The organism is Corallococcus exercitus, assembly GCF_042231735.1.
GTDB lineage: Bacteria > Myxococcota > Myxococcia > Myxococcales > Myxococcaceae > Corallococcus > Corallococcus exercitus_B.
This window is the reverse complement of sequence record NZ_CP102577.1, coordinates 3,685,826-3,697,447: the sequence shown is the minus strand read 5'-3', so window position 1 is coordinate 3,697,447 and position 11,622 is coordinate 3,685,826. Positions and strand designations below refer to the sequence as shown.

8 protein-coding genes are annotated in these 11,622 nt (G+C 69.9%); 2 read left to right on the top strand and 6 right to left on the bottom strand.

What is annotated here, in order from left to right:
- Positions 1-2: 2 nt before the first annotated feature.
- On the bottom strand, positions 3-875 hold the full coding sequence (locus NR792_RS14225) for a hypothetical protein (protein ID WP_375760579.1): 873 nt from the start codon (positions 873-875) through the stop codon (positions 3-5).
- A gap of 85 nt (positions 876-960) precedes the next feature.
- Complete coding sequence (locus NR792_RS14220) at positions 961-1,455, bottom strand: response regulator (protein ID WP_375760578.1); 495 nt, start codon at positions 1,453-1,455, stop codon at positions 961-963.
- 218 nt (positions 1,456-1,673) lie between these two features.
- Between NR792_RS14220 and NR792_RS14215 the strand changes: the two genes are divergently transcribed.
- Positions 1,674-2,276 carry an RNA polymerase sigma factor gene (locus NR792_RS14215; protein WP_375760577.1) on the top strand — a complete coding sequence of 201 codons (603 nt, stop codon included), beginning with the start codon at positions 1,674-1,676 and terminating at the stop codon, positions 2,274-2,276.
- 14 nt (positions 2,277-2,290) lie between these two features.
- Here NR792_RS14215 and NR792_RS14210 read toward each other — a convergent pair whose 3' ends face one another.
- On the bottom strand, positions 2,291-3,487 hold the full coding sequence (locus NR792_RS14210; RefSeq protein ID WP_375760576.1) for a low temperature requirement protein A: 1,197 nt from the start codon (positions 3,485-3,487) through the stop codon (positions 2,291-2,293).
- 143 nt (positions 3,488-3,630) lie between these two features.
- Between NR792_RS14210 and NR792_RS14205 the strand changes: the two genes are divergently transcribed.
- On the top strand, positions 3,631-6,084 hold the full coding sequence (locus NR792_RS14205; RefSeq protein ID WP_375760575.1) for an alpha-amylase family glycosyl hydrolase: 2,454 nt from the start codon (positions 3,631-3,633) through the stop codon (positions 6,082-6,084).
- A 285-nt stretch (positions 6,085-6,369) separates the two neighbouring features.
- Here NR792_RS14205 and NR792_RS14200 read toward each other — a convergent pair whose 3' ends face one another.
- Genes NR792_RS14200 through NR792_RS14190 form a run of 3 tightly spaced genes read right to left on the bottom strand, consistent with a single transcriptional unit; the run spans position 6,370 to position 11,587 of the window.
- Positions 6,370-8,115, bottom strand: a complete 1,746-nt coding sequence (locus tag NR792_RS14200; protein WP_375760574.1) for a thiamine pyrophosphate-binding protein — start codon at positions 8,113-8,115, stop codon at positions 6,370-6,372.
- A complete protein-coding gene (locus tag NR792_RS14195; protein WP_375760573.1) occupies positions 8,115-9,650 on the bottom strand; it encodes a DJ-1/PfpI family protein in 1,536 nt (511 codons plus the stop codon). The genes NR792_RS14200 and NR792_RS14195 overlap by 1 nt, the downstream gene beginning before the upstream one ends.
- Positions 9,647-11,587 (bottom strand): AGE family epimerase/isomerase, encoded by a 1,941-nt coding sequence (locus NR792_RS14190; RefSeq protein WP_375760572.1) that lies wholly within the window; start codon positions 11,585-11,587, stop codon positions 9,647-9,649. The genes NR792_RS14195 and NR792_RS14190 overlap by 4 nt, the downstream gene beginning before the upstream one ends.
- Positions 11,588-11,622 lie beyond the last annotated feature (35 nt).

Below are 11,622 nucleotides of genomic sequence, written 5' to 3'. Positions count from 1 at the left end.
GCTCAGAACACGCCGTGCAATCGCAGACCGCCTCCGTCCGGACCCACCGTGGGGGACAGGCGCGCCTGGATGACGCCCGGCACCTTCCGCGGCTGGGGCGTGCGGGCGGGGTCCTCCGACAGGCCCAGCTCCCCCTGGAGCTGCTGGTTGTAGCCGTCCGCGAGCTCTCGCGCCTGGTGGGGCGCGACGGGATGCGGGGTGAGCCACACGCCATAGGTGAGGACGCCCACGCCCACCAGTCCGACGCCCATGCCGGCCAGGCTCAGCGTGAGCCGCTTGTCGCCGCGATCCAGGTTGCGCCCGACACACGCGCTGAAGCCGGGCCGGTTGAGATCGCAGTCCTCGTCCTTGGGTCCCAGCACCCCGAGGATCAGACCCAGCCCCGCCGCCATCGTCGCTCCGCCCGCGACCCCGAGGATGACCTTCTTGCGCATGTTGGACTGGTATTGGGCCACCAGGTCCGCCCGGCCCAGCTTCTCGTAGAACGCCACGCCCTCCAGCGGCTTCTTGTGCTTCCCCTCGTAGGGGAGGGTCCAACGGGCGAGCGTCCTCGGGGGACTCATCGACCAGCCGCCATTTCCCGCCGCCCAGGGGCTCACCGCCGTCGCGACGTAGTCGTCGAAGCCGATGTGCCGCAGCTCGTACTGTTCCTTCGCCTCCGCGAAGGAGCGCACCGGGCGCTCCGGAGCCGGTGGTGTCACGGCCTCCACGGGCGGCTCGCCGGCGCCTGGCGTGTCCGCGGCCGTGTCCGCTGGCCGGGACTCCTGGAGGGTGGGGACATCGCTGGTGGCACTGGAGCCCGGCTCCTCGGCGACAGGGAACGCGAGCGACGCCGTGGGCACCAGGACGACAGCCATCAACAGGTTGCGAATCATTGAGGCAGCGTCATAGCAGAAGCCGCCTTGCGGCACCTCGGGCCAGGTCGGACCGCGGGGCACTGGCGCTGGAGGGGGTGAGCGTTCATGGCGGAAGGGCGTACCCAGGCTGTCTCCGGGTCCCACCGTCCGGAGGCCGGAGAAACAGGCGGACGGCCGAGCGCGACTGGGATGGCCGGTGCGACTGCTGCCGGGCCGCCGCAGGGGGACAGGCCTGCCGCGACTTCCTCCGCGCGGTGTCCAGCGTCCGCGTCACCACCTTCTCGAACTGGTCCAGATCGCCAGACTTGTCCAGGAAGGCCACCACGCCCGGCGCGTGGGGATTGCCGGAGGAGCTGTGCATGATGATGAGGAGGCCCCGGAGTGCCTCTTCCTGGACGAGCGCGCCACACAGCTCCACGCCGTTCATGCGCGGCATCATCCGGTCCGTCACCACCAGGTCCGGATGCCGCCGCCGGGCCACCTCCAAGGCCTCCAGGCCGTCGCCCGCTCGAAGGACATTGTGGCCCATCGACTCGAGAACGTCGGAATAGAGCTCGAGGAGTTCGACTTCATCGTCAACGAGGAGAATGGTGCTCATGGCGGGTCTTCCTTTCTTGAGGTGATGGCCCGAACCGCGTTCCATCCCTCTCTCTCAGTAGACCCCGGACGTCCTCGCTGTGATGGCCGCCGAGCCCGCGAAACTCAAGGGGGACCCGGGACGCGTCACAACGGCGGGTCCGGCACTCCATCTCCATCTTCTCGGGAGAGATTGCGAGAAGAAGGAGACCTGGCGTGCAACTCGAGGAAAGAAGAAGATTGGAAGACGACCTGCAGGCGCTCTGTGCTCGAGGCGAGTACAACCGCGCCGTCGAACAGGCGCTGAACGCCTACGGGCCGGAGCTGCGCCGGCTCATGGGCGCGGTCCTTCGGGACGAGGCCCAGGCCCAGGAGGCCTTCAGCCTTTTCTGTGAGTGCCTCCTGAAGGGGCTGCCGGAGTTCCGGTGGGAGAGCTCCTTCCGGACCTGGTCGCAACGCATCGCGCGAAACGTCTGCTTCAAGGTGCTGAACGCGCCCGCCGTGCGGCACCGGCACGTCAGCCTGTCCGCCGTCTCCGCGCGCTCCGCGCCGCGGCGCTCCACCACGCGCCCCTGGCTGCGCAGCACCGTCAAGGACCGCTTCCGCTCTCTTTGCGAGCGGCTGGACCCCGAGCAGCAGAAGCTGCTGGTGCTCCGGGTGGACCAGAAGCTCTCCTGGCCGGAGGTGGTGCGCGCGATGTCGGACTCGGACGAGTCGATGACGAGCGAGCAGCAGGCCCGCAAGGCGGCGGCGCTGCGCCAGCAGTTCCAGCGGCTCAAGACCCAGCTGCGCGCCCTGGCCATCGAGGAAGGGCTCATCGCCCTCTCGGACACCCACGCCTAGCGGAAGGCCCCTGCTCATCCCTGGCTCCGCCGTGCGTGCGCTCGCCCCTGGTGGTGCGCGACGAGCTGGAGGGCGGCCAGCGCGCCCGCGCTCCCGGTCAGCAGGAAGGGGGGCAGGGATTCACCGCCGAAGCCGACGAGCATCATCATGCCCGAGGCCGCCAGCAGCATCCCGGGCTGGAGGGCGCGCCGCGGACTCGGGTCGTGCGGGCATGCCGTGGTGCGCAGGATGACCGCGAACGCGGCGAAGCAGCTGGCGGTGGCGGCACAGAAGAGCCACCGCGCAGCGGCGCTGACGGGCTCGCCGGGTGGGGTGGCGATGAGCATCTCCGCGCCCGCTCCGCTCGCCGTCAGGCCCATCGTCAGGAGCAGGTGGATGTAAACCCAGGCATGCGCCGAGCGCCGCCCCCGGTTGACGGTGGCGTACTTCACATTGTCGAAATAGAGCCACCCCATCGCGAAGGCGAAGGCGAAGGACAGCACGGCGGTCAGCACGGAGGTGGCGGCCCAGTGCTGCCCGGCCACGCCGCCCACCACCGCGGCCACCGACTCGCCCAGCACGATGATGATGAAAAGGCCAAAGCGCTCGGGCAGGTGCGAGGAGCTCAGCGGCAGCGCCCCCTGCAGGGGACGGGCGGTCAGCGGCGTGAGCAGGTCGATGGCGATGCCGGCCGCCCAGAGGCCGAAGCGCAGCGGGGGCGGGACGAAGACCGAAGCGAGCCACGGCAGCAGCGCGAGCGAGAAGCCCGCCATGTACCGGGCCACCAGGGGCCGGGCCTCCGGGATGTGCCGCCAGGCTCGCGTGTAGAAGAGGATGAGCAGCAGCCGCAGCCCGCAGTAGGCCAGCGCCAGGCCGGGCGCGTTGACGCCCACCCCGTCGTGGATCTGCACGGCGAGCGCCGCCACCCCCAGCATCTGGAGGGCGAGCAGCATCCGGTCGGCGGTGTCATCCGAGTCAAACCGGTCCGCGTAGATGGTGACGCCAATCCATGACCACCACACGGGGACGAAGAGGCCCGCGAACGCGAGGGCGCCCGGAATCGTCGGGTCCTGCTTCAGCTCATGCGCGACCCGCGCGATGGCCACGACATACACCACGTCGAAGAAGAGCTCGGTCCAGGTGGCCCTGCGCTCGTGCTGCTCGCTCTCGATGGAGCGGAGCGTGGGGCGCTTGGAGAGGGCAGGAAGCGGGGTCTCTGCTCGTGGATGCACCAGTCACCTCCGGGTGGCCTCCATAGAGCTTCGAGGCGGGCGACGTGATGGACGCAGGGCCCCGGCGCGGCGGGGCGCCGTCACGCCTCCGGGACAGCCGATCCATGGCTCTGCCACACCTTCCTCCAGCCAATGGAATCCGCATGCCCATCTCCGTCCAATTCGAATACCGCACGGGAGTGAAACGAGAAGTCTTTCGAAATGTCCGCCTCACCGGCAGCTGGGACGCGCAGGGACGCCCCTCCGGCACCTGGTCGGTCGTCCGCATGGAGCCAGCCCTCGCGGAGGATGGCTGCCCCTGCTTCCGCGCCACCGTCTCCTTCGACAGCGCCGAGGTGGGAAGGTGCTTCCTGTGGGGCGTCATCGTGGACGGGCCCGGTGGGGACAACCAGTGGGGCATCCCGGCCGAGATCCGTGATCCCATCGCGCCCGATCCGGTCCGTGGCTTCGTGCTCCGCTCCGAGCCCTCGTGCGAGCGCTACTACCTCACGCAGGGCCGCCGCCTGGGCGCCCAGAAGCACTTCGCCCCGGGAGCAGCCCGGCCGCTGGCGCGCTTCGCTGTCTGGGCTCCCAATGCAAGACAGGTCGAGGTGGTGTTCGGCACGCAGGAGGGCGGGTACATCGCCGATGACGGGACGGGCCTGTCGCCCTCGCTCCCGGTGCTGCCCATGGTCCGCCAGGAAGGCGGCGTCTGGGAGACGGCCTCCGAGGGCCCTGGCGCGCTGGAGTTCGAGCGGCTGCGTTTCCAGCCCTACATGTTCAGGGTCACCCGGGCGGACGGACAGGTCGTCTACAGGACCGACCTCTACTCGCGCTGCCAGCTGGGACGGGGGACCTCCAATCCCCGGGGCAAGCCCCACCTGGGAAGCCGGCTGGAGGTGAATGCCACCGCGAGCTGCTCCGTGGTGGCGGACCCCGACCAGGTGACGAAGCACTTCTCCGAGCCGCGCTGGCCCGAGCAGGAGTTCCTCCCGGAGGAGGAGTTCTGGCGCGACGAGTTCCGCCCCGGGCGGCCCGTGCCCACGCGCGTGGAGGACCTGGTCCTCTACGAGCTGCACGTCGGAGCGCTCGGCTTCGGCAAGGACGGGGCGGGCACCCTGGCGGACGCGATGGCGCTGCTGGACCACCTGGAGTCGCTCGGCGTCAACGCCGTCGAGCTGCTCCCGATGTCCGAGTTCGGCGGCCTGCCCAACTGGGGTTACGCCACCACGCACTACTTCGCGATTGAGTACGCGGGCGGCGGGCGCGACCAGCTCAAGCACTTCGTGCGCGAGTGCCACCGCCGCGGAATCGCTGTCATCATGGACGTCGTCTACAACCACTACCACCCGGACGCCGACCGGGCGCAGTGGATGTATGACTCCAGCGCGCACCCGGACAACCTCTACTACTGGTACGAGGGCCGCCCCGAGCACTACCCCGACTACGAGCGGGCGGCGGCGCAGCCCGGGGCGGCGGCCGCGCCAGGGCACGGCGGGTACATCGACAACCAGTCGACGGGGTACGCGCCCCGCTTCCACGAGGAGATGGTCCGCGCGCTCTTCACCAGCAGCGCCGTCTCCCTGATGGAGGAGTTCCACATCGACGGGTTCCGCGTGGACCAGACGACGTGCATCCACAGCTACAACGTCCTCCACGCCAACGGGCAGCCGGCCTCCCGGACGAACATCGCCGGGGCGCGGTTCCTCCGGGAGTGGTGCCGCACCCTGCGGCTCCTCCGCCCGGGGGTGATGCTCATGGCGGAGGACCACTCCGGCTGGAACGCGGTGACCACCCCGGTGCCGGAGGGCGGCCTGGGCTTCGACGCCGCGTGGTACGCCGACTTCTACCACCACCTCATCGGCGGTCCGACGCGGGGGATGGAGTTCGCCAAGCTGCTCTGGACCTCTGGCCAGGGCGGGAACGGCCCGCTGGCCATGGGCACCTTCGCCAGCGTGCTGGCGCGGACGGGGCAGCAGAAGGTCGTCTACCACGAGTCCCACGACGAGGCCGGCAACGGGGAGGGGACGCGGCGGACGCTCGTCGTCGCCGCCAACGGGGCGGAGCTCCAGGGGGACGTGCTCCGGGCCGCGGAGGCGCGCTGCCGGACCGTCTTCGGCCTCTCCGTGCTCGCGGCGGGCACGCCCATGTTCCTCATGGGGGAGGAGGTCGGCGCCGCCCAGGACTACCGGTACGACACCTTCGTGAGCCGGCGGGAGGACCTCCTGGGGCTGCGCGAGGGCAGGGGACAGCACCTCTTCCGGTACTACCAGGAGCTCATCCGCCTGCGGTTGGGCCAGGCGGCGCTGCGGTCGCGCGACCTGGAGGTCCTCACCGTGCACGACGCCAACCGCGTCCTCGCGTTCCGCCGCTGGAGCGGGGCGGAGGAGTTCCTCGTGGTCGCGAGCCTCAACGACGCGCCGTTCTCCCTGGGCTATGAGCTCGTGAGCCCCCGGCTCGGCGCGAGCGCCTGGACGGAGGTCTTCAACAGCGACGCTGAGCGGTATGGAGGGGGCAACGTCGGCAACTTCGGGGCGACGCTCCTTGCGTCGGGAGACGCGCTGCGGGTCGTCCTCCCCGCGCGGGGCCTCGTCGTCTTCCAGCGGCTGTCTCGCTGAGCTGACGTCTTCCAGCGGCTGTCTCGCTGAGCTGAAATGACAGGGGCCAGGACCGGGGAGACCCGGTCCTGGCCCTTTCTTCATCTCGCCTGCGAGCTGCTCGTCAGGACCGGCCATCGGGAGCATTCGCGGCACCCGGTACCCTGCTCAAGAGCGACGGCCCACCGCCGGAGAAGCCGGGGTGGGCCGTCGTGGATGCCTTTGTCGTGGAGGCCTGACAAGACGGGCGGTGCGCATGGGATTGCGCACCGCCCGTCTCTCTTTACCGGCTATCGGGCCGCGCGCTCACTGGCCGCAGCGGCGGTCCGCGGTCGGGTCCAGGGGCGCGTGGGGGAGCACCCAGTCGATGAGGAACGGGCCCGAGGCCGACAGGGCCAGGTCGAGCGCGGGACCGATGTCCTGCTCCGTGCTCACCCGGACGGCGGGCACTCCCAGCGAGCGCGCGAGCTCCACGAAGTGGAGTGCCGGACGGGCCAGGTCGAAGGAGCCGGGGAACGGGTGCTCGGGGATGCCGCGCTCCTTCCAGTACTCGAGGATGTTGAGGTCGAGCAGCCGGTAGCCCCCGTTGTTGCACACCACGAACTTCGCGCCGATGTCGTGGCGCGCCGCCGTCCAGAGGGCCTGGATGGTGTACATGCTCCCGCCATCCCCGGTGAAGCCGATGACGGTCTTGTCCGGGTGGGCCAGCTTCACCCCCAGCGCCCCGGGAATCCCCACCCCCAGCGAGCCACCCCGCGTCTGGAAGAAGTGCCCCGGCCTGCGCCCGGGCAGCGCCCGGGCCACCTCCGGCGAGAGGGTGAGCGCCTCGTCGAAGACGATGGCCTCGTCACCCACCCGCTTCGCCAGCTCTCCCAGGAAGCGGCTGGGCATGGCCGTGTGCGCGTCACCGGAGCCCGCGGAGCCCGTCCCGGCGCTGGAGGGCCGCGCCCGCTCCTGCTCCCGTTGCTCCCGGACGCTTCGCAGCCGCTCTTCCGCGGCCTCGCGCCGGGCAGGCGTCATCACCCAGGTCAGCGCCTCCGCGAGCGCCGCGAGCGTCCGCTTCGGATCCGCCACGAGGCCCAGGTCCACCGGGAAGTTCTTGGCGATCTCATACGCGTCGAGATCGACATGAGCGACCTTGGCACCGGGACGGAAGACGCCGGAGAGGGCGGGGAAGACCTCGGGGAAGACGTACGTGCCCGCGATGAGCACGGCGTCCGCCCGCGAGACGACCGCCGCGCTGTCCTTGCCGAACATGTGGCCCAGCAGGCCCCGGAACAGCGGGTGGGCCGCATCCATGTTCACCTCGGAGCTGTTGGCGCCCCACACCTCGGCGCCGAGCAGCTCGGCCACCCGGGTCAGCTCCTCCTGGGCCCCCGAGGCCGCCACGCCATCGCCGACGATGAGCAGCGGCTGCTCGGCTTCCGCGAGCAGGTGGGCCAGCGCCTTCACCGCCTCTGGCTCCGGCGCGGAGCGGGTGTCGAGCCGCGGCGTCGGGAAGACGGACTCATCATTGGGTGCGTCGAGCACGTCCATGGGCAGGGCGACGAAGACGGGCCCCATGGGCGGTGTCGAGGCAATCTTGATGGCCCGCCGCAGCACCCGCAGCACCGAGCCCGGGTCGACGACGCGCGTGGCCCACTTGGTCACCGGGCGGGCCATGGAGACGAGGTCGCATGCCATCTGCGCGTCCATGGCGTCGTAGGCGAGTCCGGCCTCCCCCGCGAGCACCACGAGCGGGGAGTTGCCGCGCTTCGCCTGGTAGAGCATCCCGATGCCGTTGCCCAGCCCCACGCAGGAGTGGAGCTGGACGAAGGCGGGCCGCCGCGTCGCCCGCGCGTGGCCATCCGCCATGGCCACGGCCACCGACTCCTGGAGGCCGAGGATGTATTGGATGGACGGCACGTCGCGCATGGCATCGAGGAAGCCCTCCTCGACCGTACCTGGATTGCCAAACAGGTACCGGGTCCCCTCCGCGGCGAGCTGCTCGAGGAGGGCGGTGCAACCGGTTCTCTGCTTCAGGGTGTTTCTTCCTTTTGTCTGTGATTGCATCAGAACCCCCAGCGTCGCAGGCCCTGCTCCAGCACCTCGACGAGCTTCTCGCCCGTCAGCGTGGAGTCCGGGGTGGAGCGGCCCGTGACGAACGGGTAGTCCACGATGACCGACCGCTCCTGGCCGAAGTTGCCGTGGTACTGCCCCTCCGGCGCGGTCGCGTCGCGGAGGATGTACTCGAGCGGGTACGGCGGCGGGCCCATGTTGAAGTCGGTGCCCACGAAGCCGGTGCCGTCCTTGTAGTCGTACTCCAGGCAATGGCCCGTCACGTGCTTGTTGCGCAGGATGCTGCGCCGGTCCTCCAACTCCCGCGCGAACGCGAGGCAGGTCACCGCGTAGCACTCGGCGGCAATGGGCTTGCCCTGCTTCAGGAAGCCGAGGATGAGGTCGTGCACGCGCTGGTTGTTGGCCAGGTCGACGATGGGGCCGCTGCCGCCCACCAGCAGCAGCGCGTCGAACCGCTCGAAGGCGCGGAGGGCCTCATCACGCTCGCGGTAGTAGGCCTCGAGCGCGCGCACCATCATGGGATGGCTGAAGTAGGGCCGCTCGGGCAGCATCGCCGAGAGGTTCATCGGCGCATCGAGCATCCGGGAGCGCTCGCTGCGCCCGGGGCCGGTGGAGTCCAGCAGGCCCACCTTGAGGGCCATCTGGGGGCTCGTCACCGAGCGCCCGAGGGGCGGGTCGATGTAGCCCGAGTCCATGCTCGGAGGCAGGGCCACGGGGCGCTGTCCGTTCGGCGTGGCGAACTCGACGCGGTACCCCTGGCGCTCGAAGACCTCCAGCGGGCCCACGAGCTCCTCGCCCCAGTAGCCGTGGTTGGAGAGGACCACCAGGATGCTGCGCTGACGGCCCGTCCCGGGCGGAGGCGGCGCGGAGACCGGGGGCGCCGGAGCCACCGCCGGCTCCTGGGCGGTGAGCCGCTCCTTGATGCGCTTGATGAACTCGGAGACGACCGCGAACGAGCGCCCCGTCACCAGGTCCCCGTCCACCACCACGCCCGACGGATCCGGGGTGTAGTGGCCGCCGGCGTTGAGGACGTCGGCCAGGACGACCTCGTGGCAGATGACCTTGCGCCCCGCGAGCAGCTCCGGGGTGGGCGTCAGCAGCCAGAGGGCGTGGCACAGCACCCCCTTGACGATCTCCGGGTCGCGCATGGCGCGGCTGAAGAACTGCACGGCGGGCGAGGTGCGGACCATCTCCGGGGTGATGGGCAGCGGCTTGCCATCCGGCCCGTCCGGCGGGACGAAGTGGCGCAGCCGCACGCTGGGGTAGTTGGCCGCCACGAGGATGGCCGCGTAGTCCTCGGGGGCGGCCTTGCGGATGTCGCGCGTGACGGTCAGCAGCTTGGGCGTGCGGCCCTCCTCCTCGACCTCGCTCACGAGGTTCAGGAAGGGGTTGCCGTTCAGGTTCGCGAGGAAGTGGACCTCCGCCCCCTCTTCCCCGAACCGGTCACGGTACTGAGCGATCTCATCGGCGATGTACTGGCTTTCGACGAGGACGGCGATCTTCTTGCCCTTCAGGGACTGGGAGCTCATGACTTCCTCCGGAACTGGACGATGACCTCCGAACCCAGGTCCGAGGGCTCCAGGGGGAGCTGGAACCGGTTGGGGTCGAAGTTGGCCCGATGGCGGCCGTTGATGGAGACGCTCGCGATTTCAAGGGAGCCGGGCTTCACGAAGTCCGGCAGCACGTTGATGGAGCGGAAGCCGCTGTGGGCGGACGGATGGAAATACAGACTGAAGCTGGAGGCGGGCGCGACGTAGGCGCACGTGTAGACGTGAGCCAGGTAGTTCAGCTCGAAGGAGTGGTAGCCCGCGACGGCGTATTGCCCCTTGTTGGCGAACGCGCCGTTCGTGATGGGAAGGCCGTCCTCGTTGACGCGGAAGAAGACGTTCTGGTTGTCCCGGTCCAGGAAGAACATGTTCCAGAACGCGGACATGGAGCGCGCCTGATCCAGGTACTCCGGGTCCTTCGTCTGGCCATGGAGGATGAGGTTGGCGAGGATGGCCTGCTCCTGCTGCCAGAAGTCCTTCACGCTGCCCCAGGGGAACTCCAGGGGCTGGCCGTTGGTGGGGTGCCGCTCCACGGCGTCGAAGCACCCGCCCCGGATGAGGTCGGCGCCGTGGGCGACCATCGCCTTGGCGAGCCGCTCGGCGAGCTCGAGCGCGCGTCCTGCCTCCTCCTGCCGTCCCTGGGCGAGCTGGTAGTAGGCGATGCGCGTGAGGTTCCACGCGATCTTGTAGTTGTGGCCCACGACGGCGCGGTCCTGCTGCCACCCCCACTGGTGGTCGGGCGTCCAGTCCGCGTGGAAGCGCTCATTCACATACAGCGAGTCGGGGTCCGGGAACTTCTCCAGGATGAGCCGCGTCGTCCGGTCGAGCATCTCCCGGCAGGTGTCGAGGAAGCTCGCGACCTCCGGGTCCGCGCCCTGCGGCAGCGGGTCCAGGGCGAGGATGAGGTTGATGAGGTAGGCGGGGATGTGGTCGCCCACCGAGTTCCAGTTCTTGCGTGACTGGAGCCGCCCGAGCGCCGTCGAGTCCGGCCGCAGGGTGACCGGATCGAGGTGGGCGAAGTAGCCGTCGAAGCCGGGGAACTCGGCGTTGGCCTCCTTGCTGTCGAGGAAGAGCGTGTTGAACGTCCGGATGGTGCGGCGGAGGTCCTCCAGCACCTCGGGGTCGCCGGTGATGCGGTAGTACTGGGCGAGCCCCGCCAGGCCGTAGATCTGCTCGTACAGGGCGATGGCGCCGGCGTCGTCGCTGTTCTCCGAGGCCACGAGGGTGAAGGTGCCATTGACGCCCTTGCGCCGGCCGAAGGCCCAGATGCAGGACTCTCCATCCGGACTGAGGAGGCGGAAGGAGGAGCGCTGGAACTGGATGCCCGCGGCGGCCGCCAGCCGGTAGCGGTGGTCGCCGGTCAGCAGGTACGCCGACGACAGTCCGTAGATGAGCCGGGCGAGGGTCGGCATGGCCTGGAGGGTGTCGTCCGTGGCGCCGCCGTAGTAGTTGAGGTTGGTGCGGTAGCGCTTGGAGAAGTCGTCCTCGCTGTAGGTGCGCGAGTCACCGAAGAGGTCATCGAGCCACGCATTGGCCATCTCCCGCGTCTGGGTCATCCACCAGTGCGGGTCCTCGAAGAGGAAGCGCTGGGGCTCGGAGTGCATGCGGGTGACGGCGCGCGCGTCGTAGCGCTCCTCCCCTTCGTGCTCGAACCGGATGGCCCGGACGAAGACGGTGTCCTCGGGCCGCAGGTAGCGGGCCACCTTGCGGGCCAGCTCGCCGCCCTCCTGGCCGGGAACGTCGGGCACCCGGTCATGCGAGGTGCCGTCGATGTTGGTGAGGACCGAGAACGTCGTCTCGGCGCCGAAGTGGAGCGTCACGGTGTCGCCGCTTCGCAGCAGCAGGTCGCACCGGAGCTGCTCGGGCTGCGACGACGTGACGGTGCCCTGAAGGGTGATGGTCTGACAGAGGTTGTTCATGCGCTCTCGTGAGGGAAGGTGTTGCGTTGCGGCTG

Bases quoted from the DNA above. Each gene is read 5' to 3' on its own strand.
- NR792_RS14190 (WP_375760572.1), bottom strand. From the start codon at position 11,587: ATGAACAACCTCTGTCAGACCATCACCCTTCAGGGCACCGTCACGTCG.
- NR792_RS14220 (WP_375760578.1), bottom strand. From the start codon at position 1,455: ATGAGCACCATTCTCCTCGTTGACGATGAAGTCGAACTCCTCGAGCTC.
- NR792_RS14195 (WP_375760573.1), bottom strand. From the start codon at position 9,650: ATGAGCTCCCAGTCCCTGAAGGGCAAGAAGATCGCCGTCCTCGTCGAA.
- NR792_RS14200 (WP_375760574.1), bottom strand. From the start codon at position 8,115: ATGCAATCACAGACAAAAGGAAGAAACACCCTGAAGCAGAGAACCGGT.
- NR792_RS14205 (WP_375760575.1), top strand. From the start codon at position 3,631: ATGCCCATCTCCGTCCAATTCGAATACCGCACGGGAGTGAAACGAGAA.
- NR792_RS14225 (WP_375760579.1), bottom strand. From the start codon at position 875: ATGATTCGCAACCTGTTGATGGCTGTCGTCCTGGTGCCCACGGCGTCG.